This window comes from Hyphomonas sp. FCG-A18, from assembly GCF_045287255.1.
GTDB lineage: Bacteria > Pseudomonadota > Alphaproteobacteria > Caulobacterales > Hyphomonadaceae > Henriciella.
Window position 1 is genome coordinate 581,115 of record NZ_CP137142.1, and the last position, 22,547, is coordinate 603,661.

General features: G+C 53.6%; 22 protein-coding genes and 1 tRNA gene. 14 read left to right on the plus strand and 9 right to left on the minus strand.

The genetic code is table 11. The features are described from left to right. Positions 1-9 precede the first annotated feature (9 nt). From RYZ27_RS02865 to RYZ27_RS02890, 6 genes are all read left to right on the plus strand, one after another. The gene (locus RYZ27_RS02865; RefSeq protein ID WP_406680851.1) at positions 10-753 is read left to right on the plus strand and encodes a ChrR family anti-sigma-E factor; all 744 of its coding nucleotides are present in this window, start codon (positions 10-12) and stop codon (positions 751-753) included. Positions 754-828: 75 nt separating this feature from the next. Next, a complete protein-coding gene (locus RYZ27_RS02870; protein WP_406680852.1) occupies positions 829-1,494 on the plus strand; it encodes a glutathione S-transferase in 666 nt (221 codons plus the stop codon). Positions 1,495-1,644: 150 nt separating this feature from the next. After that, positions 1,645-3,618 (plus strand): M3 family oligoendopeptidase, encoded by a 1,974-nt coding sequence (locus RYZ27_RS02875; protein ID WP_406680853.1) that lies wholly within the window; start codon positions 1,645-1,647, stop codon positions 3,616-3,618. Positions 3,619-3,704: 86 nt separating this feature from the next. Further along, positions 3,705-4,226, plus strand: coding sequence for a hypothetical protein (locus RYZ27_RS02880; protein WP_406680854.1), 522 nt, complete (start codon positions 3,705-3,707; stop codon positions 4,224-4,226). A 125-nt stretch (positions 4,227-4,351) separates the two neighbouring features. Next, positions 4,352-5,884 carry an acyl-CoA carboxylase subunit beta gene (locus tag RYZ27_RS02885; RefSeq protein WP_406680855.1) on the plus strand — a complete coding sequence of 511 codons (1,533 nt, stop codon included), beginning with the start codon at positions 4,352-4,354 and terminating at the stop codon, positions 5,882-5,884. Positions 5,885-5,998: 114 nt separating this feature from the next. Then, positions 5,999-7,006 (plus strand): M23 family metallopeptidase, encoded by a 1,008-nt coding sequence (locus RYZ27_RS02890; protein ID WP_406680856.1) that lies wholly within the window; start codon positions 5,999-6,001, stop codon positions 7,004-7,006. Positions 7,007-7,406: 400 nt separating this feature from the next. Here RYZ27_RS02890 and RYZ27_RS02895 read toward each other — a convergent pair whose 3' ends face one another. After that, positions 7,407-7,628 (minus strand): hexameric tyrosine-coordinated heme protein, encoded by a 222-nt coding sequence (locus RYZ27_RS02895; protein WP_406680857.1) that lies wholly within the window; start codon positions 7,626-7,628, stop codon positions 7,407-7,409. Positions 7,629-7,731: 103 nt separating this feature from the next. Between RYZ27_RS02895 and RYZ27_RS02900 the strand changes: the two genes are divergently transcribed. Together RYZ27_RS02900 and RYZ27_RS02905 are read left to right on the plus strand one after the other, a co-directional pair. After that, the gene (locus tag RYZ27_RS02900; protein WP_406680858.1) at positions 7,732-8,208 is read left to right on the plus strand and encodes a MarR family winged helix-turn-helix transcriptional regulator; all 477 of its coding nucleotides are present in this window, start codon (positions 7,732-7,734) and stop codon (positions 8,206-8,208) included. Between the two features lie 38 nt (positions 8,209-8,246). Beyond that, positions 8,247-8,678, plus strand: coding sequence for a globin (locus tag RYZ27_RS02905; RefSeq protein ID WP_406680859.1), 432 nt, complete (start codon positions 8,247-8,249; stop codon positions 8,676-8,678). Between the two features lie 167 nt (positions 8,679-8,845). Here RYZ27_RS02905 and RYZ27_RS02910 read toward each other — a convergent pair whose 3' ends face one another. Continuing rightward, positions 8,846-9,229 carry a VOC family protein gene (locus RYZ27_RS02910; protein WP_406680860.1) on the minus strand — a complete coding sequence of 128 codons (384 nt, stop codon included), beginning with the start codon at positions 9,227-9,229 and terminating at the stop codon, positions 8,846-8,848. 100 nt (positions 9,230-9,329) lie between these two features. On the opposite strand from RYZ27_RS02910, the gene soxR reads away from it, so the two are divergent. Then, entirely contained in the window at positions 9,330-9,776 is a 447-nt protein-coding gene (soxR, locus tag RYZ27_RS02915) for a redox-sensitive transcriptional activator SoxR (RefSeq protein ID WP_406680861.1), read from the plus strand. Here soxR and RYZ27_RS02920 read toward each other — a convergent pair. Beyond that, positions 9,773-10,537 carry a hypothetical protein gene (locus tag RYZ27_RS02920; protein ID WP_406680862.1) on the minus strand — a complete coding sequence of 255 codons (765 nt, stop codon included), beginning with the start codon at positions 10,535-10,537 and terminating at the stop codon, positions 9,773-9,775. The two genes, soxR and RYZ27_RS02920, sit on opposite strands and share 4 nt — an antisense overlap. 54 nt (positions 10,538-10,591) lie before the next feature. On the opposite strand from RYZ27_RS02920, the gene RYZ27_RS02925 reads away from it, so the two are divergent. Next, a complete protein-coding gene (locus RYZ27_RS02925) occupies positions 10,592-11,701 on the plus strand; it encodes an NAD(P)/FAD-dependent oxidoreductase (protein WP_406680863.1) in 1,110 nt (369 codons plus the stop codon). A gap of 46 nt (positions 11,702-11,747) precedes the next feature. Next, a tRNA-Met gene (locus RYZ27_RS02930) sits at positions 11,748-11,824 on the plus strand. Here RYZ27_RS02930 and RYZ27_RS02935 read toward each other — a convergent pair. The 4 genes from RYZ27_RS02935 to RYZ27_RS02950 form a co-directional block, all read right to left on the minus strand. Next, positions 11,803-12,939 (minus strand): tyrosine-type recombinase/integrase, encoded by a 1,137-nt coding sequence (locus tag RYZ27_RS02935; protein WP_406680864.1) that lies wholly within the window; start codon positions 12,937-12,939, stop codon positions 11,803-11,805. The two genes, RYZ27_RS02930 and RYZ27_RS02935, sit on opposite strands and share 22 nt — an antisense overlap. 8 nt (positions 12,940-12,947) lie before the next feature. Continuing rightward, the gene (locus RYZ27_RS02940; RefSeq protein WP_406680865.1) at positions 12,948-13,187 is read right to left on the minus strand and encodes a helix-turn-helix transcriptional regulator; all 240 of its coding nucleotides are present in this window, start codon (positions 13,185-13,187) and stop codon (positions 12,948-12,950) included. A 132-nt stretch (positions 13,188-13,319) separates the two neighbouring features. Further along, on the minus strand, positions 13,320-13,988 hold the full coding sequence (locus RYZ27_RS02945; protein ID WP_406680866.1) for a hypothetical protein: 669 nt from the start codon (positions 13,986-13,988) through the stop codon (positions 13,320-13,322). Positions 13,989-13,997: 9 nt separating this feature from the next. After that, on the minus strand, positions 13,998-14,546 hold the full coding sequence (locus RYZ27_RS02950; RefSeq protein WP_406680867.1) for a hypothetical protein: 549 nt from the start codon (positions 14,544-14,546) through the stop codon (positions 13,998-14,000). Between the two features lie 466 nt (positions 14,547-15,012). Here RYZ27_RS02950 and RYZ27_RS02955 point away from each other — a divergent pair, with 466 nt between their 5' ends. From RYZ27_RS02955 to RYZ27_RS02965, 3 genes are all read left to right on the plus strand, one after another. Further along, positions 15,013-16,191 carry a HEPN/Toprim-associated domain-containing protein gene (locus RYZ27_RS02955; protein WP_406680868.1) on the plus strand — a complete coding sequence of 393 codons (1,179 nt, stop codon included), beginning with the start codon at positions 15,013-15,015 and terminating at the stop codon, positions 16,189-16,191. A 75-nt stretch (positions 16,192-16,266) separates the two neighbouring features. Further along, positions 16,267-18,576: an argonaute/piwi family protein gene (locus tag RYZ27_RS02960; RefSeq protein WP_406680869.1), complete on the plus strand. Its 2,310-nt coding sequence runs from the start codon at positions 16,267-16,269 to the stop codon at positions 18,574-18,576. After that, positions 18,573-19,739: a hypothetical protein gene (locus RYZ27_RS02965; RefSeq protein WP_406681754.1), complete on the plus strand. Its 1,167-nt coding sequence runs from the start codon at positions 18,573-18,575 to the stop codon at positions 19,737-19,739. Before RYZ27_RS02960 ends, RYZ27_RS02965 begins: the two co-directional genes overlap by 4 nt. Positions 19,740-19,840: 101 nt before the next feature. On the opposite strand, the gene RYZ27_RS02970 is transcribed toward RYZ27_RS02965, so the two are convergent. Then, the gene (locus RYZ27_RS02970; RefSeq protein ID WP_406680870.1) at positions 19,841-20,818 is read right to left on the minus strand and encodes a serine hydrolase domain-containing protein; all 978 of its coding nucleotides are present in this window, start codon (positions 20,816-20,818) and stop codon (positions 19,841-19,843) included. Between the two features lie 33 nt (positions 20,819-20,851). Then, a complete protein-coding gene (locus RYZ27_RS02975) occupies positions 20,852-22,537 on the minus strand; it encodes a serine hydrolase domain-containing protein (RefSeq protein ID WP_406680871.1) in 1,686 nt (561 codons plus the stop codon). Positions 22,538-22,547 lie beyond the last annotated feature (10 nt).

Consider the following 22,547-nt stretch of genomic DNA (forward strand, 5'->3'; position numbering starts at 1 on the left):
AGGCTGCGTTTGCTTGACGATAACCATCCCCAGTCAATATCGCTAAGACGAGGGAAGAACACAACCAAGGTCGGCGATGATATGCGCATAGCCAGCGTAAATGATTTTGGAGAGGTCTACAGCGCCTATGCTGCGGGGTGTCTGGACCCGGCCTTTGCGCTGATGGTTGAGACCCAAGCGGCCCTTAAGCCTGAGGTCAGCCGTGCAGTTGCTCATGCTGAAACGATTGCCGGGATCTGCCTTGAGGGCGAGGAAGCCCTAGCGGTCTCCGATCAGGCGCTTGCCAAAACGATGGCGATGATTGATGCTTTCGAGGATCGCCCTGTCGCTCAGACAAGCTGTGCCAAATCAGCTTGCGCAGCTTTGGATGAATTGCTCGCGCTACCTGATCCGCTCCGCGATGACGCGATCAATGCGGCTGGGGCGTCTGGCTGGCAGAACCTGACACCCGGTGTGCGTCGCCTCAAGCTCGATATCGGCAGCGCGGCTGAGGTCGAGCTGTACCGGATTGAGCCGGGTGCGCGCGTGCCCGAGCATAGCCATAAGGGCAATGAATACACACTGGTTGTCTCTGGTGGTTTCAGTGATGGTCAGGGCAGCTATGGCCCGGGCGATCTGTGCGTCAAAGGCGAAACCGATACCCACCAGCCGGTTGGTGATATGGATGGGGTCTGCTTCGCACTGGCCGTCCATGAAGGCGGCCTGCGCTTTACCGGCCTGATGGGCGTCGTGCAGCGGCTTCTGGGCCAGTAATCACCCTTTCCCAGCGTTATCCTCGACAGCGCCGGACTTAGCTCTACCTGCCTCCCATATAGGACGGGAGGCCTCATGATTATTGTTCATCATCTCGAAAATTCACGCTCACAGCGTGTGCTCTGGCTCTTGGAGGAGCTTGAGGTCTCGTATGAGGTCAAACGCTATGATCGCGATCCGGTGACCAATCTCGGGCCGCCGGAATTGTATGAGGTTCACCCGCTCGGCAAGTCCCCGGTGATTACCGATGGGGAGATTACTGTCGCTGAAACCGGGGCGATTTTTGAGTATCTGATTGAGGCTTATGACAAGGGTCACCGCCTGAAACCGGAAGCCGGAACCCAGGCTGCACGCGACTATACCTATTGGCTGCATTATGCCGAAGGCTCGGCGATGACCAATCTACTGCTCAAGCTGGTTTTCTCGCGTCTGCCGGAGAATGCGCCTTTTCTGGCCAAGCCCCTCGTGAAAGGCATCTCCTCCAAAGTTGAAAGCAGCTTCATCGATCCGCGCATCGCCGAACATGCCAAATGGTGGAATGATAGACTCGCCGACACGGGTTACTTCGTCGGCGATAGCCTGACAGCGGCTGACATCATGATGAGCTTCCCTTTAGAGGCTGCTGCTAGCCGCGCTGACCTGTCAGCTTTGCCCAATATCAAAGCCTTTGTCGCCAAAGTGCAGGCGCTGCCGACCTATAAAAGAGCGCTGGAGCGCGGCGGGCCTTATGCCTATGCCTGAGTCTAGAAGTATCGATATCGGTATCTGCATCCGCGCTGTCTGCGAGACATTGCCTGTATTGAGCAGGTCTCAACCAAGTTCGGTTTTCGCTTTTAACGCGAGTGATTTGCTGCTTTCATAACCACGTCCATAAATCAGGAGCGCCTCCCCATGAAATCCAAGCTATTGTCTTGCGTCGCAGCCATTTGTTTTGTGGCAACACCTCTATCCCTTGCCCAGCCTGAGCTAGGGCCGATGTGGGATGATGATGTTGCAACGGGGGCCGAAGCTGAGCGTGAACCGGTTGAGTGGGATCTGACAAAGCTCTTCCCGGATGTTGAAGCCTGGGATGCAGCGCGCCTGAGCATTCTTGACAGATTAGAGCCAGTGAAAGCTGCGGGTGCCGATTTTGAACCGAGTGCAGAGAGATTGGCCGACCTTTACGACCAGACTTCGGATATTGCTCTTAAGGCTCTTCGGGTCTCGACATATGCCTTCCTGGATTCTGATACCGACCTTCGCGATGGCGATAAGCTTGCTCGCCGCGGACAGGCCCAAGCCATGTTTGCAGCCTATGGCAGCGCAGTGGCCTGGATCAATCCAATGATTCAGGATGTCGGAGAGGCGCAGATTGAGGCATGGATTGCTTTAGAGCCGCGCCTCGAGAAACATGCTTTCGGCTTACGCGAAACGCTGCGCATGACCCCGCACACCCTTAGTCCGGAAGGGGAAGAGATCATGGCCGCCGCCAGTGTCGCTCTGGGCGGCGCGCAACGCATCTATACCCAGCTTAAAAACTCCGACATTCCGTGGCCAACTGTAACGCTGAGCACGGGTGAAGAGCTTCGGCTTGATGCTGCAGGCTATGTCAAAGGCCGCGCTGCCGAAAACCGGGATGACCGGATCAAAGTCTTCAATTCGTTCTTTGAGACCTATCAGCAGTTTGAAAGCTCACTTGGCGAAGCTCTGGGCAGCCATGTGCAAAGACAGGTCTTTAACGCCTCCCAGCGCGACTATAACTCAGCGCTCGAAGCGGCTTTGGCGGACGACAATATCCCGCGTGAGGTCTATGACACTTTGCTGGCTGAAGTGAATGCCGCATTGCCAACCCTCCATCGCTATTTTGAGCTTCGCGCGCGAATTCTGGGGGTCGAGGATTTCGGTTTCCACGACATCTACCCGAATATGGTTGAAACCGATCAGGTTTTCGATCTTGATCGCTCAGCGCAAATTACAGCCTCCGCCTCAGGGCCATTTGGCCAAGACTATGTGCAATCGCTTTGCACGGCGATGAAAGGCGATTGGAGCCACGCTTATCCAAGTCAGGGTAAGCGTAGCGGCGCCTACATGTCTGGTAGTGTCTATGATGTCGGGCCTTTCGTTCTGCTCAACCATCAGGATACGTATGACAGTGCCTCAACCTTCGCGCACGAGTGGGGTCATGCGATGCACACCATTCTGGCCAATGAGGCGCAACCCTTTCAAACCGCGCGCTACTCTATCTTCATCGCGGAAACTGCGGCGATCACCAAAGAAGTGCTCGCGCAAGAGCAACTCCTCGAAGCGGCTGAAACAGATGCTGAGCGCCTGTTCTATCTCGGCTATGCATTGGAACAAATGCGCGGGACCTATTTCCGCCAGACCCAGTTCGCTGAGTTTGAGGCGGCGATCCATGAAGCCGTTGAGAATGGCGAAAGCCTGACCGGTTCGCGGATGACCGAAATCTATAAGGACATTTTCAACCGCTATTACGGTGTTGAAGAGGGCGTTACCGTTGTCCCTGAGGCCTACAATCTGGAGTGGGCTTACATCCCTCACTTCTTCTTCGACTTTTACGTCTATCAGTACTCAACCTCTCTGGCTGCAGCCGTCTATTTTGCCGATGAAATTCGGTCAGGGGATGAAGAGGCCGTCGCGAGATATCTGGAAATGCTTGAGGCGGGCGGATCAGCCCATCCGTATGATCTGAAGCTTAAAGCTGGTCTCGATATGGCAAGCCCGGCCCCATATCGCGCGGTTGAAGCACGCATGAACCGGATCATGGACGAGATCGAAGCCATTCTCGATCGTCAGGATAGCGGCGAACCTGCTCCGGCGCGCACGATCATTCCATTGTCTGACCCATGCGTTGTCGCTGATAGCTAGAGAAGGAGAGGCGTTCCAAATCGGATGAACCCCACCCCAATGCGCCACTCACACTAGGTTGCAAGGGCACATGTTTTAGTGTCCTCATGATGAAAGCCGTCATGAACACCCGAGTGGCAGCGCTGGCTTTAGCGGCAACGGCACTCACAACAGCTCCGGCCCTTGCTGACCATGGCAAGCGTAGTGGAGTCACTGTCTCGGTCAGTACGAATGGCGGAGTATCCGTCCATAAAACGCGTTACAATGACCGCTATTATGGCCGGGATTATCGTCATGATTACCGCCGTGATGTGAACGAGTATGGCCAGACCCGTCAGGAAGTGCGCCGCCTCAAGCGGACAGCAATCCGCGCCTGTCGCCGCGCCATCCGCAGTGAAGCGGACTATCTCGGCTTCTATGATGTCGACTTCGATGATGGGCGCCGCGCCTGGCAGATCGGCCCGCGTGGGTTTGAAGTTCGCTTCAATGAGGTGGAATTCGAAAACCGCCGCGGTGAAATCGAACGCCCTGTGACCTGTATTGTGCGGCGCGGGGATCGCGTGAAGCAGATTCACGGCATCCCGCGTGGCGGAAAGCGTGACTATCGTAACCACCGCCACAACTGGTAAACTCTCACACTTCAACCAAAAGGAAGACGCCCTGTCCTGGCAAAAGCGCCAGGGCAGGGCGCATCGCTCTTGCTCTTCGCTCGCGCAGCATTACAAGCAATCCAAACTTTTTGGAGAGACGCCCTATGCAAGATGTGATCGAAGCCCTCGAATCCCGCCGTGAAAAAGCCCGCCTTGGCGGTGGTGAAAAACGCATCGAACGTCAGCATGAAAAAGGCAAGCTCACCGCACGCGAGCGGATCAGTCTCTTACTCGATGAAGACAGCTTCGAAGAATACGACATGTTCGTCGAGCATCAGTGTACCGATTTCGGCATGGATGAGCAGCGCATTCCTGGTGATGGCGTTGTCACGGGGCAGGGCACGGTCAATGGCCGCCTCGTCTATGTCTTCTCCAAGGATTTCACCGTTTTCGGCGGCTCGCTCTCCAAGACCCATGCCGCCAAGATCGTCAAAGTCCAGAAGCTTGCCGCCCAGAATGGCGCGCCTTGTATTGGCATCTTTGATGCGGGTGGCGCGCGTATTCAGGAAGGCGTCGATAGCCTTGCTGGCTATGCCGACATCTTCATGGAGAACGTTCTCTCCAGTGGCGTGATCCCGCAAATCTCAGTCATCATGGGCCCATGCGCAGGCGGCGATGTTTACTCCCCGGCGCTGACCGACTTCATCTTCATGGTGAAGGACACATCCTACATGTACGTCACCGGCCCGGACGTTGTGAAAACCGTGACCAATGAAGAGGTCACCCACGAAACCCTTGGCGGGGCCTCTGTCCATGCGGCCAAGTCCGGCGTCGTCGATGGCGCGTTCGAGAATGACATCGAAGCCCTCACCCAGATGCGCCGCCTGATCGACTTCCTGCCCGGCTCCAACCGCGAGGAAGCGCCCCAGCGTCCGACCTTCGACACGATTGAGCGCGCCGACAATAGCCTCGACACGCTGATCCCGGACAATCCGAACCAGCCCTATGATATGAAAGAGCTGATCGAAAAGACCGTCGACGAGGGCGACTTCTTTGAGATCAGCCCGGCTTTTGGTGCGAACATCCTCTGCGGCTTCGGCCGTATGGAAGGCTCCACCGTTGGCTTCGTCGCCAACCAGCCGATGACGCTCGCAGGCGTGCTCGACATCGATGCCAGCCGCAAGGCCGCACGCTTTGTCCGTTTCTGTGACTGTTTCAATATTCCGATCGTCACCTTCGTGGATGTGCCGGGCTTCATGCCGGGCACCAAGCAGGAATATGGCGGCCTGATCAAGCATGGTGCCAAGCTGCTCTTCGCCTATGCCGAGGCGACCGTACCGAAAGTCACCGTCATCACCCGCAAAGCCTATGGCGGGGCCTATGACGTGATGAGCTCCAAACACCTGCGCGGCGACATCAATTATGCCTGGCCGACGGCTGAGATCGCCGTGATGGGCGCGAAAGGCGCGGTGGAAATCATCTTCCGCAAGGATATCGGCGACGAGGCCAAGATTGCCGAGCATACCAAGATGTATGAGGACAATTTCGCCAACCCCTACGTGGCCGCGAAAAAGGGCTATATCGACGACATCATCATGCCGCACTCAACCCGCAGAAGAGTCGCCAAAGCGCTCCGCACCCTGCGCGGTAAAGAGATGAGCAACCCATGGAAAAAGCACGATAATATTCCGCTTTAGAAGGAGGTTTCAGTGATAAGTCGTTTGGTTTCAGCTTTTCTGCTTATCACTCTATGCGCCTGTAGCGGTAGTATTGCGGCAAAAGCCGAACCAGCTATCGAAGCTCCTGTTTCCTTGTCCCAGATCAGACCTGAAACACCTTATGCAGAGGTTCGCGGCGACCTTACGCGGCTCAATTTTGATTTTGAGTTGGAGAATACGGGTCCTGAGGATGTCGAGATAACCTTTGTCGGCATGCGGGTTTTCGACGCGACCGGACAAATTCTCCAGCGGCGCTATATGGGTGGCAATGGCTTGCCTGGGCCAATCGCTATGCTCGGAGACCGCACGATTCCTGCGCAGGGTTCAAAATACATTTTCAACCCATTCCCGGATCTCGCGCTTTCCGCACCAGCTGACCATGCAGACATTGTTGTGGCCTATACGGGTGGCCTGATTGAGTTCACCGTGCAGTTTCACCCTGTGAACTCTCCGATCCTGCCATACTTACCAATCGCTTCGCAGAGTTATGTCTATTCCGGCAGTGACTTGTTTGCGCATCATCGACGTGTGGCCCTGAACAGTGAGCCAGCGCGCGCCTTTGGTATGGAGCATATTACGCAAAGGTTCGCCCTCGATTTTACGCGTTTGGACTTGGCCACAGGTGGTCTCTATGTCGAGGATGGCGCCGAACAGGCAGACTGGCTGGGATTTGGCATTGAAGTGATTGCACCAATTGATGGAACGGTTGTTTTCAGCCGTTCCGATATGCCGGACAATCATTTTGATGAAGCGGGGCAACGTGTTTTCGTCGATGATTTCCAGACCTATGGCGAAGATCGCGGTTTGGGTAATTATCTCATCCTTGATATCGGAAATGGAATTCACTTGCTAATGTCCCACTTCCGGCAAGGAACACTGACCGTGAATGTTGGCGACACGGTCAAGGCGGGGCAGCTACTTGGTCAGATTGGTATGACAGGGGACACAGCTTATCCTCATTTGCATATGCAATTGCAGGATGGTCCTGATTTCCTCACCTCGCGACCCCTACCAATGGTTTTCGCATGTGTTGACTTTGTCGGGCGCGAACAAAAGGCAGGGGCGATTGATACGGGTGATCTTGTTGCGCCGTGCGAATGAGTCGCCCTTTGGGTTTAAGTCGGGAATCTATCCCACCCCTTATCCCCACGCGTATAATGCCTGTATCTCCCCTCTTAAGACAGGGCCTTTCCGGAACGGCTGGAAATGAGTGGAGAGCGGTGGTCTGTGTCTGCTGGCTTTGGGTCCGTGCCCGGTCTTGCGGACCAGTCGGGTGGTTATGGCGCGAGGAGTGAGCAATCTCACCTCCGGGAAGCGCTAAAGCCCGGACCTATGCTGGCGAAAGCTGCGTGGGAAACAACCGAAAACGCACCACCGCGGGCGCGCTCAGGCTGGGCGCTATAGCCGTCTCGAGAGAGCGGCAGTCGATCGCGTTCACCCTGAGCGCGCCCAGGCTCTGTTATAACGGACGTTGAGAGGCGGTCTGGTGGTTCGGCGTGCCTTAAGTCCAATACTTATTGGCGCGGGCCACGGTTTGGAAATTGGTTGCTACCACATGTGAGGCCATGGTCAGGCTGTCTGCATTATTTTCATAATCGGCGCGTAGGCGGGTGCGCACCGCGTCATCGGGCTGTGTTTTCTTGACCGCCATACGCGACAGTTTCAGGGCCAGTTCAAAGCCATCTTCCGGGGTGTCTGTGATCAGGCTGGGTAACCAGGACATCTATGCCTCCATTTGTATCGTGCGCGATTTAATTGAGGGGTCTTTAAATCAAGCTTGCTTAACCTGTCAAGCGATTATATCGTGTGCGATCTAAATTGATGGAATGAAAACGATGCCAAGACATGCCCCTAAAGACTTGCCGACAAGGCCGGAGGAAATGTTCTGCTTTGCGGTCTATTCCGCCTCGCACGTGATCAATCGTGCCTATGCGCCTTTGCTCAAGCCGCTTGGCCTGACCTATCCGCAATATATCGCGCTGACCTGCCTGTGGGACCAGGATGGCTTGAGCGTTGGTGAACTGTCCGCACGTTTGATGATGGAGAGCAGCACGCTTACGCCTTTGCTCAAGCGGTTAGAGAAGCTCGGCCATGTCGAGCGCCACCGCGGCACACAGGATGAACGCAAAGTGTTTGTGCACTTGCAGGAGAGCGGCAAGGCGCTGAAACAACAGGCTCCGGAGGTCACAGGCTGCATGATTGAGGCCACGGGTATGGAGGTTGAGCAGTTAGACACGATTGTCAGCCTCCTGGATCAGTTGAAACAAAATCTCGTGTTGCAGGAAAAGCAGATGTCCACGTGAGTGTTCGACAGGGTTCCCACAGCTTGGTAACAGAACCTATGAGCCACCATGATGCCTTCACCGCCAGCCTCGAATCAGTTGCCGCAAAATGCGAGGATGTTGTCCCGCCTGTTTATGCAGCACTGTTTCAGCGATTCCCCGAAATGGAGGATTTATTCGTCCTCGACACCGATGATGGCGCCAAGGGGCATATGTTAAACGAGGCGCTGACACAGGCCGAAGGCTTGTTGACCGGGGATGCCATCGCGCCAAACTTCCTTGCCGCCGAGCGGATGAATCATGTTGGCTATGGCATCGATGAGGCGATGTTTACCGCCTTTTTTGAGGTCATGCAGGATGTTTTTGCGCGCCTCGCCGGGGCGGACTGGACACCGGCCATGACCAAGGCCTGGGAACAGGTCATTGCCAGTGCAGCTGCAACAGCGGGTCCAGAAAGGGGCGATGAAAAAAGTGTTACCTTGTTGTCATAAAGCCCTTGACAGAATGCCGCACATCCAGTCTTGTGTGCTTGCAAGTTTCTGGGAGGAAACGCTGCAATCACTTTTCAAGGCGCGGTCAGTGGACTGCGCCTTTTTCTTTGCCACATTTTGCGGGCTATTGGCGCCAGTACAAAGCGGACAGAATCTCAACCAGACGTTCAAGCATAACTGACCACCTCATACTCAATGCCGTCATGGTCATGGAAATAGAAGCGACTCCCGGGGTCATAGGTCTGATGACTATGGGTTTTGATGCCCGCGGCGAGGACCTTCTCTTCTGCTGCGGCAAGATCGTCGACCAGAATGCCAACATGATTCACCGCGCCGTTTCGATCATAATTATTGCCTGGCGGTTGAGGAGTTATGGGCGGTGTGTAGAGCGCGAGATAATGTGCGTCCGTTCCAACATGGACGGATCGCCCGCCATGGATCGAATCACCACTCCATCGGATATGCCAGTCAAACAGGGTGGTCAGCATATCCGCGGTCTTATCCGGGTCGCTCACGGTCATGTTAACATGCTCAAATAGGCCGGGTTTCATGATTGTATCTCCTTCATCTTGATTATCCGGAGATGTGTCTGTAATTCCTCAACCTAAGTTGAGGTCAAGGTTTTTGGTGTAATTTTTATTCGGGTGAAAGATGAGAACAGGATTGACGATTGGTGACCTGGCAGGACGGACTGGACTATCGGTCTCTGCGATCCGTTTTTACGAAGCCAAAGGCCTGATCCATCCGGACCGTAATTCTGGGGGGCAGAGGCGTTTTGCCGGAGCAGATATCAGGCGTTTGTCCTTTGTCATGATTGCACAACAATTAGGTCTGTCGATTACGGAAATTCGTGAGGCCCTGACGGCTTTACCGAATGAGCGGACGCCAACCAAGCGCGATTGGACGCGCCTTAGCCGATCGATTCGACGCCGGCTGGATGACCAGATCGCGATGATGGAGCGCCTTCGCGACCGGCTCGATGGCTGTATCGGGTGTGGGTGTCTCTCGCTCAAGACCTGTGCGCTTTACAATCCTGAGGACAAAGCTGCGCAGTTGGGATCGGGGCCGCGCTATGTTATCTCCGCTAAGAAACTTTAAAGCATACGCGCAGCCATGTCCTGAACGCTTTTTCGGTCCTGCGTCTCAAGCGCGGTTTTAAGGGTCTGGGCGCGGTCTTGCATGACCTGTTCCAGGGCTGTTTCAGCCTCTGCGGAAAGGGCCGCATTCAGCGCCATGTCGATCTCATTACGATACTTTTTTGCGTTCAAAGCCGTCAGAGCGCGCGCGTATTGCCAGTGCGTTGAAGCATCATCAGAAGCGATCTCTGCTGCATCACTATAGAAGCGCCGAGCCCTTTTCACCGACGCACCAAGGATAGCCGAGCCAACACTGCCGCCGCGGCGTACAACTTCAACATGCCAAACGGCCATGAAGCCATTGGCGTAGAAGTTATCTGGATCATCTACAAGGACCGCTTCAACAAGCTCTTTTGCGTCACCGCCATAGCCTGCGCGCATGGCCTCGCGAGTCGACAATGGGTGGGCGCGCAGGGATAGCGCGATGGCCAACTGCAATCGCCCCTCAATGTGGTCTGGTTCCTGCTCCAAGGCTTGTCGGGCGAGCGCCTCAGCCTCGATGACGATATCCTGAGGGGGCTGGTGGTCTGGGGCGCTCATGGCCTGCGCTAGCAGGCAACGGGCGGCGAAGGCCAGATTATCGGCATTCTGCTCTATCTGAGCTTCCATGGCGGCGGTACGATACGCGCCATCCTCAAACGCTTCGCTCCATTGTTGCGGGACCGCGTGAGCGAGCGGGGTCGTAAGTAAAGCGGTTAGGATCAGAACTCTCATCTGCGTCAAGATAGCGCAGATTGTGGACTCGCCCAATCCCTTTTCGAGGCGTCTAAAGACAAAATGGACCAGTTTGACGCTGACATTGTCGTGATCGGGGCCGGGGTCATTGGCCTTGCTTGTGCCCGCGCGGCGGCGATGGCAGGGCGCGATGTGATTGTGCTTGAGGCTGAGAGCCTGATTGCGTCGCACACCAGTTCACGAAACTCAGAAGTGATTCATGCCGGGATCTACTATGCCTCCGGATCGCTAAAGGCCCGTCACTGCATTAATGGCCGGCGGAAGCTCTATGAGTATCTTGCAACGCACGGCGTGACCTTCAATCGCTGTGGCAAGCTTGTTGTCGCGCAGGCCGATGAGACGAATGGTCTGGATGCTATTGTAGCGCTTGCTGAAGCGAATGGCGTTGAAGGCTTGAACCTGATTGATGGAGATGCCGCGCGCGTGCTCGAGCCAGCGCTGCACCCTGATATCAGTGCCGCCATTCATTCAACTGTTTCGGGTATCTTTGACAGCCATGGTTACTTCCTGGCTTTGCAAGGGGAGCTGGAGGACAAAGGTGGCATGATTGCCTTTGAAACGCCTGTCCTTGCCGGGCAGGTGCTATCATCGGGCGTTGAGTTGGTGACGGGTGGCGCGGCGCCGTCAAAGATTCTTGCGCGTCAGGTGATCAATGCAGCGGGGCATAATTCAATTTTTCTGGCACGGGCCATCGAGGGCGATCATGTCTCCGCGCTGCCAACGCCGCGCTATGTCAAAGGCAGCTATTTCAGTGTGACCGGGCGCACGCCTTTCTCGCGTCTGATCTATCCGATGCCGGGGCGTGCCAGTCTTGGACTGCATTTGACGGTTGATCTGGGGGGGCGTGGCAAACTTGGCCCTGACGCAGAGTGGCTACCAGAAGAGGCGACGCCCCCCTTTGATTATCGCGTCGACCCGGAACGCGCAGAGCATTTCTATGCGTCGGCTCGCCGATACTGGCCAAGCCTGGAAGATGGGGCACTTGCAGCAGATTATGCGGGTGTGCGCCCAAAGCTCGTTGGGCCTGGTGAGCCATCAGGGGATTTTCGCATTGAGCGGTCTGGTGATTTGATCAACCTGCTTGGAATTGAAAGCCCTGGCCTGACCTCATCGCTTGCAATTGCAGATCATGTCGCCGAATTGCTGACCTGACCGGTTGCGCTTGAGGATTCTCAAGTGTATTGACGCCGCTTCGGTTGGTTCGGTAGCTCAGCTGGTTAGAGCGCACGACTCATAATCGTGAGGTCGGGAGTTCAAGTCTCCCCCGAACCACCAGCCCTTTTGTTCTCATCTGAAAACATTGGATTTTCTGCTGAAAATTGCCCCGCGCGGGCATTTTGCGGGGCACTTTGTTCTAGATATCTTCTCACAGCGGCGTCAGCGAGGCGCTGCTGATTGGCCCCTTTTGTATAGATAGACGCGGATCGTGTATCGCTGTGCCCAAGCTTGGCGGCAATCTCGTTTTCGGTCGCGCCAGCCTCAGCCATACGAACACCGTCGGCCTTTCTCAATCCGTGCAGGGTGAGCCCTTTCGGCAAACCGGCTTGTTCAACCCATCGGCGAACCGCCGCCCCAAAACCCTTTTCTGAAAAGGGTTTGCCGAAGTCCGTTTGGATGTAATTCAGTCCCTTCGAAGGTGCTGTATCCAAAGCCTCCGCCAAATCTGGAACAATGAGAATGGACACGGTCTTACCCGTCTTCTTTTGTTCAATTCGAAGATGAGTTTCATCGCGGTGCTGACGCCCAATCCGCACCACATCCGATCGGCGCAATCCACCGTCAAATGCAAGGTGGTAAGCTGTACGAGCAGTCGTCCCATATGGATGTGCCGCCATGAACGCTTCGCGCTGCTCGCGGCTCCACGGTTTCCAAGTGCTGTCGCCCATCTTCAAGCGTTTCACACCCTCTGCAGGGTTGTGGTCAACATGCCCGTACTCATGCGCCCATCTATAGAGCGACTTGATCACCTTGATCATATTGTTCGCAGCGCCCGGCGTTTTGGCCCGGGCATCACGTCCAGCTTGGACTGCTTCTTTGGTGAGTGTTCGGCAGTCTCTGTGACCATTCTCGCGCGATATGCGAAGAAGCACTGACCTTCGCTGCGCCTGCGTTGCAGGTTTAGCTAATGCGAACTCAGCACTGACTAGGTACTGATTGATTAGCCAAGCGAGAGAGTGGACCGCAACATATGGGTTCTTTGGGCGAGGCCGTTCATTCGCCTGCATGTCGTCAAGGATGGCTTTGTATTCCGCCACCCAAGCTTCCGTGCCTTCCGGTGATCGGATGCGGCGTTTCTTGTTCTTTCCTTCCACAACCAAGCGGACATACCAGCGCTTTCGACCGGAGCGATCGTGATCAAACATCGTAAAAGGAAAGCGAACCGACGCCATCGAAGCCCTCATAGTGCCTGCCCTTTCCAGTCGTCATTGGCAGGCTCTCCCACACGAGGCAGACTCTCAACGTGTTCGTCAAGGTCTCGGATATCCCAAACGCGCTCACCTCCGCGCTTCAAAGGTTGCGCGACTGCGCCTTCAGCAACGAGTCGGCGCAGCGTCGTTTCAGATGTGCCGATATAGCGAGCGGCCTCAAACGCTTTCATCAAACGTGGCCATGCACTGATTGGATGTCGGTTCTTCACGTCGAACGCCTCGCTGATCCTCAAGCAATAGGAATGAGAGGCGATTAAACCACTTTAGGAGGCGCGATGCCTCAACGAGCACTGGCAGAAATGCGATTGATATTTCCGGGCTATTTTTGTGAGTAACGGTGCTTACGATGAGCTAGCAGCGTTTCGATCCGCAATAACATCGCGCATCGCGGTAATGATTTCGTTTTCGGTTATCGCTGAATCCAATTTTTCAAAGATAACCCTGACGAACTCAAATGCGGGCGTTAGTCCGCTTCCTTGATGATAATCGACGGTAAAACGGCGCTCCAACATATTAGACCAGACATAAGCGATCCGTCTAACAGCGTTTTTGAGCGGTATGTTGGGTTTGCGGCCTTTAGTTGGCGCAAATTGATTGGTTCCTGTTTCCGCCGCTAAATCTAAGAGCGATAGTAGATAGTCTAAATCCGCTAAATATGCGTGTCCCGGTTTCGCCTCCGCTCCACTGATCACAGGAATTTCGGTGTCAGGCTCCAGCTCATTATTGTGAACCGCTGCCCAATAAAGATCGGTTTCTAAGTCTTCGTACTCTGATGAAGACAGCAAGGCTCTGAACCGTTCTGTTTCTAATTTCAGTTTCTGATAGTTAGCACGTAAGCGGTTCTCAGCGGATCGATCATTAAACAAGCGCTTATCGAGCTGATAACGCCTGAAAAGCGCATTTAGCTCTATTAAAAGGTTTTCATCGTCGGAGTTAAATTCAAATCGATCAGCGAGTTGTTCCAGAAAGTGCTTATCAAACCCGTTGCTGTAACTATCTGAAAGGGTCATCGCAGTTCTCTATATCTTTTTGACGCCAGATTGCGTGGCCGCTTTGTCGGCATTTGGCTTTATGAGTCTTAAGGTTCCAAACGGCTTAGAAAACAATCCCAGAATTGTCCCGTGATACTCCGATAGTTTTAGTGGGTCTGACCGAGGTGTTGAAACAATGCGGTCGGTTAGAATCCCAAAAGCTGCTTGAATGGCGACCTCAAACTTGGTCTCGATTTCTCGCGCGGTTTCATCCGGCAATAAAGAAACCACTTGGTAGATGATATGTTCGCGGTATGCGTCAAATGCGTGGCGTTGTTCCAAGTCTGATAAACCCCGCTTCACCGCCAATCTGACGATCCCCGCAAATTCCTTCGCCGCAAATTGCGCAATAATCGTATCTGAAAGCAATTCAGCAGGTTTCTTGCTCGCTGCAAGTGAAGCTACGGTTTCGTCAAACCCGCGCCGCGCGCTGGCAAATGTATGAGATGTCACAAAGTCTAGGAACGCGTCTTTATCGGCGAAGCGCACATAAAAGGCGCCTACAGAAGTATCAGCGGCCTTAGCGAACTGCGCCATTGAAATGTCTTCGAAGTCCGCCTGCGCGAGCAATCGCCTTCCCTCTTGATAGAGTTTCAGCGTCTTAGACTCTGCCAGAGTAACAGAGACACGATGACGACCGCGTTTACGCGACGGGTTGGAAAGAGTCTGAGGCATCGAAATCACTCTATCACAAACAAAATAGAATTAGAATTCTGATTATAGTATATTGGCGTTAATCCGCCCATCTGTTGCTGGTTCCACTGAACGCAGAACTTATTGGAACCGCAGGAACTTCCTAAAACCGGACATTAGAATCCTTGGCCCGGGGAGTTGGCTGACCTCATCATTGGTGATGATGCGATCGGGAGTTTAACTCGCCCTCGCGGCACCGCCATCGGCGCACAAGAAGGCAAGTTCAATAGTGATCCCTGAGCCATCGCCACGAATTAGGAAGACCGTTCGACAAATCAATTGCATCTGAGTACCTCAAGGCATGGGTTCAATGATTCATCTCGCAGTTGGCAAACTGGAAATCGAGTGGGGCAAGAATAATGGCTTCGTCGACCATGCCATGTTGTTTCAAGGTGAACGCGATATTGCCGATGTGCCTTACTACTATACAAGTGATGCGGACCACAGTGAGACTGTCGTAGAGTATCAGGAAGGCCTATCTCGGCCGCTAAAGTCGATTACCAAACGCCTCGACCTTCTGGGGCACACACTAGAGCATGCCCGTGCAGAATATGCCGAGCTCTCTGAGCTGAATGGGTTTAGCCTGGATGATTATCCGTTCGAGGAATTGCAAAATGTTCTGAAGACGGTCGATGTGACATCCCTATCCAGTGACTATGGTGAGGGTGGAGAAGACTTCGGGAAATTTTTTCGAAGAGAAGTCGGGCCCCGTCTTGGTATGAACGAAGCGAGCCTCGATTTTTCGCAAGGCATGGAAAACCTGTCATCATGGACGATCTTACGCCTCCTCTCAGAGAATAAGACAGCGCAAGATCTGCCGGTCATGTGGGCGTTTCACGATATCGAAACCGGCGGATGGGAACCTCGAGAAACCTTCGTTCGAAACCTAACGCCATTCGAACAAATCCTAATCGTTACCGAAGGGAGCACTGACGCGTCTGTCATTCGTCAGGCCTTCAAACTGCTACGCCCAGACATTGCCGACTTCTTTCGGTTCGTTGACATGCAAGAGGGCTATCCTTTTTCGGGAACAGGAAATCTGTTCCGATTCGTGCAGGGGCTCATCAGTATCTCCGCCACGAGCGATATCCTGGTTCTATTCGACAATGATGCTGCTGGGATCGCGACCTACAATCGATGCTCCGGACTAAACCTTCCTGATAATTTTCGAGTGCTGAAACTGCCAGACCTCGAAGCGTTCGGGGCCTTCCCAACCATCGGGCCAACGGGCGAGTCGTTAGCCGATATCAATGGAAGAGCTGCCGCCATCGAGTGCTATTTGGACCTGGACGCGGGCGCCAAAGTGCAATGGGGCGGTTTCAACGAAGACATGCAAACCTATCAAGGCGCACTCATGGGCAAAGATCGCCATACGCGCGCCTTCTTGAAACAGACACGAAGATTGAATGACTACGATTATTCTAAGTTGGAGCGCGTGGTCGACGCCCTCGTAGCGAGCGCTTCGGAGATGAGGGGAATGCGGACCTGATCGTGACGCTCTATCATTGTATGCTTAAATCGGATCATTACATTACAAATGGTCTACACTTAAAGAGTTGATGCGATGTCTATTGGCGATTTGCGGCTTAACTTTACGCCGGTTCGATTGGTTGGCGAGACAGTCATCAATACTGGGTATCGACCATATGATGCCGAACTACTTCGCGAGCTACGCTCGGAGTTCGGGACAACACATGTCATCAAATGGGATCGTCAAGAAGATTTGATCGTCGATATTCCTGTTGTTGCCGATGCCGAGCCGCTCTCCGACAAAGTAACGGAAATCGATCTGTCAGAGACGTGGTGGCATTGGTCCGCTTTGCTCAATGCAGCTCTTTTGCGCGTGTTCCACGAGCAGCGCGATATCATCAATGACTATCCGGTCGAAATCCTCGGGAATACACAAGGCAACCTCATTCGGCACGATGATCTTCCCGAATGGGTGAGAGTGCTTCCATCATTGGAATTTACACCGCGTACGATTTTTGGCGCTGATAGCAAACCCAATTTTGGAATGGTTTGTGACGCCCGAACCCGATACCAGCTGAGGGCGACTTGCGACACTTTGCTGGAACAAGAGGTCTCTCCCATCGGGCGCTATGTAATGGTGGAAGAACCGGCGCGCGACCCAAGAATGGCACCGCGAACGCTTACAGTCGGACGGGTCAAAGCAATAGAAGGTGGTCAGCTAATCTTGGAAGATCACCGAGAGGGCTATGACAGCGTGGCTGCCAGTGCGGCCCGGCTAACGGGAAATAGAGCGGACTTTGACTGGTGCGTCAAAAAACTACTCCCATCTGCCGGCAATAGCGTGCTCAATGCCACGCGTAGCAGGATGAGCAATCTCAATAAAGGACCAGGCCGGTTCAACCTCCTCGACCGCACCATAGAGTTTCTCAAGTCATCTGAAATGGAAGCGGTTCCTGGCGTTTCATTAGAAATAGGCGATTGGTTATCGACGGGCGATGACGGATTTCCCGAAGCCGAACTGATCGAAAAACCGTCTTTGGTGTTCGATCCGGCTGGCACGCGTAACGACCATTGGAACGAGCGCGGGATAAAAACCAACGGCCCGTATGATCAAAGAACGTTTTCACCAAAGAAGTTGAATATTGCCGTCATTTGCCAGTCAAAGTACGAGGGGCAAGTTGATGGTTTCATGGCGAAATTTCTGGATGGAATGCCCGATGTTCGCATGGGACAGGGTGGTAATGGGCGCGCGCCATATGAAGACGGGTTTCTAAGGCGGTTCAAACTTGAACGGCCCAATGTGCAAACCTTTACTTCGCAATCGGCATCCCTCGCCGGTTACGAAACGGCCTGTGAAGAGGCTCTGCGTCAAGCAGCGGATGGCGGATTTAAATGGGACCTGTCTGTTGTTCAAATCGAAGAGGCATTCAAAACCCTTCCCGGAGCAGAGAACCCATATTTTGCGACCAAGGCAATGTTGCTGCGCAATCACGTCGCCGTTCAAAACATCCGCATCGAAACCATGCGAGACCCTGACAAAAACCTCGTGTTCACGATGAACCAAATGAGCTTGGCAACCTACGCGAAGCTCGGCGGACGCCCTTGGTTGCTCAGCGCGCAACAATCAGTCGCTCATGAACTTGTCATTGGGCTTGGATCTCACACAGAACAATCAGGCCGATTCAGCGAACGCACGCGCCATGTCGGAATCACGACTGTTTTTTCAAGCGACGGCGGCTACCACCTCAGCGAACGCACCGGCGTCGTACCGTTCGAAGAATATGCCGATGAGTTGACCGAGACCCTTAAGCGAACAATCGAGCGCGTTCGAGAAGAGGATAATTGGAAAAGCTCTGACCGCGTTCGTTTGATCTTTCACGTGTTCAAACCCCTCAAAGATGTTGAGGCCAAAGCTATAAAAGATGCGGTTGAAGGTATGGACCTGGAAAATGTCGTATACGCATTCGTCCACATTGCGCCATTCCACCCGTTTTTGATCTTTGATCGTGCCCAAGAAGGCCTACCCAAATATCAACAAGATCAAAGCAGACGAAAAGGCATTATGGGGCCATCTCGCGGTGTTCATTTGAAGCTCGGCGATCATGACTCACTCGTTGTGTTCGCCGGAGCTTCGGAATTGAAGAAGGCGTCCGATGGTCTGCCTCGCGCCTGTTTGCTCAAATTGCACGATGACTCGACGTTCCGTGATATGACCTACTTGGCCCGGCAAGCCTTCGACTTCACCGCGCATACTTGGCGCATCATGTCGCCAGAACCGTTTCCGATCACCATTAAATACTCTGATCTTATCGCGCAGCGCTTGACGGGCCTCAAACAGGTGGATGGCTGGGACGATGATGCGATCCGCTTCAGAGATATCGGAAGGACGCCTTGGTTTCTGTGATGGATTTAAAATCGATCAAGACGGCTATAGCTTTGCAAGCGGATCAAATGGATCGATTGCCGGTTCATGTTAGCGCATACTGTGCGTTTGTCAGTCCTTGGCAACGCAGTCGCGTAGACGATATCGCCACAGACACGGGCGTCATCTACCAAAACACTGCTGCTGCTGGATACAAGCTTGCCTCCTTCTCGAAAACGCCAGGCTTAGCAGAAGAATTTCGAGCAGGCGTCGCGCAGCTGTCTGGACGGACGTACTTCGCACCGGGGCGCGCGCCGCGATTTGAAATTGACGGGATAGCGATGTTCGGGATTGCTCTTGGCTACCAATCCCTTGGAAGCTCCAAAGAAGAAACCAGATGGCTCGTTAATTGCCTCGAGCAATCTAGCGAAGCGCTAAGCGACGACCCTTGGCAGTGCAGTTTCGTACGATTGGGCTTGAACACTTTAAACGATAGCGAAGATTTTTCCGACATAGACCCCGTAATGACGGTTGCAATCAAGGCCGCAATGTCGCTGACACCTACGGAAGAAGAATACGCTGCTGGCTGGGCCCACTTGCTTGCTAATGTCGCAGAAGAGGAAGTCTCCAAAGTTTCTGCCTACCAAGCTGTGTATGAGGCGTGTGCGGCGGCGCTGGCGCGATTGCCTTTTCATGGGGCTGGTGTTGCGGAGCTTATAGAGATTTTGGTTGGTGTCTCTGAATCCATGTCACATTGGACGTACGAGATGACACGGCGCGTCAAAAACGTTGAGCCCAGGCGTTGGGAAATAGACCATGAATACCACGTCCAAAATCTCCTTTGGACGATTCTCCGCCCGGTGTTTCCTGATCTGATTGACGAAGAGACACTGAAAAAGCTGGGGCACAAATCAGCGCGATTTGATCTTGGCGTTCCGTCTCTTCAGACGATTATAGAGGTCAAATTCATGCGAAACCGGGGCCAAAGCGAACTTGCCAAAATAACGGAGGAGGTCGCTGCAGATCATTCGCTCTACCTACGAGAGGGAACGGGTTTTACGAGAATGATCGTCTTTATCTGGGATGAAGCCCGGCAAACTGAAGAGTATAAAACGCTGCGCCAAGGACTTGAGTCGCTGCTCGGCGTCGAGAAAGTCATCATTCTTCCTCGACCATCTAGAATGGAACGAATCCCGCAATCCTAAGCTTCTCAGCTTATGTCTGGTTTTGCTCGCGTATCAGAAAGCGCCAGCGTCTTAGTTGGGGCGAAATTAGGACGCTCATTAAGGTAGCTTAATCGAAAAGACTATTGGAAGGGTACCAATCCCTGTTCGTCGAGCCAGGTATATCGCATCTCTAACGTATACTCGGCAGCGTCAGCATCAGGCGTGACCAGCGCAAAACCATTGTCCGTGTCTGGGTCATAAGCCACAAAGGCATACCACGCACCATTATTGCCTGATTGCCAACTAATACGGCGCTTCTGACCCGTGTTTGCATCCCGAACCAACTTAAAGCGCCCCCCCAGCGTGTAATCCTGCGCCGAGGTCGTAACCGAACGAAGCGCCGCGCGGTCATCAAAATCGAAATCACTCGACCGGAAAGCGTATCGCGAAATCTTTAAAAGGTCGGTTGGAGTTCCCGCCAATCCGCCAGCGCAGGCGACGAATGAAGGCAAAGGCAAGCTGGTGCCTTTTGCGATAACGGGATCATCGCCTGTCAGCTCACCATCTATAATATAGGCGGTGTCTGCGCCTGCTGGCTTGAGGACCCATGCATCCAGCAAATTTGATAGAGGCTGCTCGCCAACATGCTCCAGAATTGCGCCTACTAGTACCCAGTTTCCATTGGTGTATTCGAACATCACCCCGGGCGCTTTTGTGGCTTCACCGACTCCGATCTCATTCGCGGCGTCGATGAGCGAAAGTTTCTTCGACGGTAGCGATGGATCATTTCGCAGTGCTGGAATTAGCCGGTCCTCAAGCCCGGAACGGTTTTCGAGCAACCGACGTAGAGTAACGTCTGATGCATTCGGCCCATTATACTCAGGTAGTAACTCCGCGATCGATGCATCCAGAGACAAGCGCCCTTCATTTTCAAGCCGGAGCGCCGCTAGAGTACAGACATATTTAGCGATGGAACCTGCTTGATGGACTTTATTTGATTGGCCACCCGAAATTGCCATTTCTGGCGCGATTCGCCCGGCCTTCATTTCTGCCACCACGTGCGGTGCCTCGGATGCGATTGCGAACATTGATAATGCAGAAGTAAGATGGGTTATCATTCTCGAGTCTCTTATTCATGCTAGATTGAAATTCTACTGGGGCGCACAGGAATGAAAGCTCACGCCGCTCACGCGACCGTCACCAACGTCAAAACCCATAACTTCGGTGTCGGACGATGTCACCTTTTTCAACATAAAGGCACCAGTCCAAACACGGTCATTGCCATTCCATGAAACGTTCGAACCCTCTGGAGTTGGGAATAGTTGAATTGGAGGCGCATTTTGCTGCTGAAAAAGCAAAAGTTCGTCGTCGATGATTAGCTCGAATGCTGACTTGAGTTCATTGCTACAATATCGTCCAGCCATATCTCGCACCTGCTCTATGGAACTCGGCGGTTTATCATCATAGCGCCATCCAGTATACGCATAAGTATCGGTTTCAAAGGTCATGGTTAGAGCCGGCTCTTCAGACGAGAAAGCTACGCGGCTCAGCCCCGGCACGGTCAAAAAACTGCCATCACTTTGCGGGTGCAGGCGCGCGAGAAATGCGTCACCGCCATCATGTAGCGCCAATCCACCTTCAGGGTGCCCCCGAACGAAGCGACGATTGTTGCGCTTCTGCAGGAAATACGCGCCTTTCAAATCGTCCGCATTATCTGTTTCGAATGATCCTTCGGCAAGAGAGGGTTCCGCAGAGGATAGCGGATTGTCCAGACCGAGTTTGGTCAAAACGTCTGCTGCAAAAGCCCAACCCTGAAACGCGAAATCATCATTGCGATTGGCCAGCACATAAACAGAGACGCCCAACTCGGGAAATCGAATCTGATCAGAGATAAATCCTCCCATCCCGCCGCCATGAGATTCCACGGCGCGATCGTCAGTAAGCCACAATCCGCCTCCATAAGGCAGCTCGGTTCCGTCATTCAGTACGCCCTGGGTTTTCAGAAAACGCTGAAGCGTCTTGCCGAGGACCTTACCGTTTGAAAGTTCTCGATCCCATTTTTCCAGGTCCGTTAGCGTCGTTAGCACGCCGCCATCGCCGACGACATCAAAATGCTTGAGCCAACTCCGCCATTCGCCATGGGCACCTGCGTCCTGTCGCCGATAGCTTTGCACGCGATCAAGTACAATCTCGCCGTGATCATCGTCGAACAGTGTATTGTCCATGCCCAGAGGGTCGAACAAGCGCTGTTCAGCAACCTCGCGAAACGGAGTGTCTTCTATCGCCTCAATGACCGCGCTCAATAAGACGTAGCCACTACTCGAATATCGCATTTCAGTTCCGGGCGCGAAATCAAGATCGACCTGTTGGGAGATCAGCGCGAGCGCGTCAGCGTGAGTCATACGGTCCTGCCCTCGTAAATCATCTCCTCGGATCAATAGTAGTGAGGTGTATTCGCGCACACCACTTGTATGCCACATACAGTGGGCAATTGTGACCGGCTCATAAATTTCAGGCAGGTCTGGCAGATATGTCCTGACGCTATCATTCAGAGAAAGTTTCTCATCTTCGATCAATTGCCCGATGAGCGCCGCCGTGAACTGTTTGCTCATCGACGCAATGTAAAATTTCGACGCCGCATCGATTTTTATTTGATGCTCCAGGTTCGCATACCCCCAATAACTTTCGTGAATGAGTTCGCCGTTTTGAATAACGCCAACGGCGAAACCGGGTCGGGGCGTTGCGGTTGCTTCCCCAAATCGAGCGTCCGCTGCAGGCGTGATTGGATCGTGTGGTTGAGCAATGGCCGCAGACGCCAAAACTAGCATCGCGCACATGATAAAAATT

What these genes read in the sequence shown, in the direction of transcription:
- RYZ27_RS02960 (WP_406680869.1), top strand. Translation starts at nt 16,267, where the DNA reads ATGTCTATTGGCGATTTGCGGCTTAACTTTACGCCGGTTCGATTGGTT.
- RYZ27_RS02945 (WP_406680866.1), bottom strand. Translation starts at nt 13,988, where the DNA reads ATGACCCTTTCAGATAGTTACAGCAACGGGTTTGATAAGCACTTTCTG.
- RYZ27_RS02880 (WP_406680854.1), top strand. Translation starts at nt 3,705, where the DNA reads ATGATGAAAGCCGTCATGAACACCCGAGTGGCAGCGCTGGCTTTAGCG.
- soxR (WP_406680861.1), top strand. Translation starts at nt 9,330, where the DNA reads ATGAGAACAGGATTGACGATTGGTGACCTGGCAGGACGGACTGGACTA.
- RYZ27_RS02955 (WP_406680868.1), top strand. Translation starts at nt 15,013, where the DNA reads ATGATTCATCTCGCAGTTGGCAAACTGGAAATCGAGTGGGGCAAGAAT.
- RYZ27_RS02875 (WP_406680853.1), top strand. Translation starts at nt 1,645, where the DNA reads ATGAAATCCAAGCTATTGTCTTGCGTCGCAGCCATTTGTTTTGTGGCA.
- RYZ27_RS02905 (WP_406680859.1), top strand. Translation starts at nt 8,247, where the DNA reads ATGAGCCACCATGATGCCTTCACCGCCAGCCTCGAATCAGTTGCCGCA.
- RYZ27_RS02870 (WP_406680852.1), top strand. Translation starts at nt 829, where the DNA reads ATGATTATTGTTCATCATCTCGAAAATTCACGCTCACAGCGTGTGCTC.
- RYZ27_RS02885 (WP_406680855.1), top strand. Translation starts at nt 4,352, where the DNA reads ATGCAAGATGTGATCGAAGCCCTCGAATCCCGCCGTGAAAAAGCCCGC.
- RYZ27_RS02935 (WP_406680864.1), bottom strand. Translation starts at nt 12,939, where the DNA reads ATGGCGTCGGTTCGCTTTCCTTTTACGATGTTTGATCACGATCGCTCC.
- RYZ27_RS02975 (WP_406680871.1), bottom strand. Translation starts at nt 22,537, where the DNA reads ATGTGCGCGATGCTAGTTTTGGCGTCTGCGGCCATTGCTCAACCACAC.
- RYZ27_RS02900 (WP_406680858.1), top strand. Translation starts at nt 7,732, where the DNA reads ATGAAAACGATGCCAAGACATGCCCCTAAAGACTTGCCGACAAGGCCG.
- RYZ27_RS02925 (WP_406680863.1), top strand. Translation starts at nt 10,592, where the DNA reads ATGGACCAGTTTGACGCTGACATTGTCGTGATCGGGGCCGGGGTCATT.
- RYZ27_RS02895 (WP_406680857.1), bottom strand. Translation starts at nt 7,628, where the DNA reads ATGTCCTGGTTACCCAGCCTGATCACAGACACCCCGGAAGATGGCTTT.
- RYZ27_RS02950 (WP_406680867.1), bottom strand. Translation starts at nt 14,546, where the DNA reads ATGGCGCAGTTCGCTAAGGCCGCTGATACTTCTGTAGGCGCCTTTTAT.
- RYZ27_RS02910 (WP_406680860.1), bottom strand. Translation starts at nt 9,229, where the DNA reads ATGAAACCCGGCCTATTTGAGCATGTTAACATGACCGTGAGCGACCCG.
- RYZ27_RS02970 (WP_406680870.1), bottom strand. Translation starts at nt 20,818, where the DNA reads ATGATAACCCATCTTACTTCTGCATTATCAATGTTCGCAATCGCATCC.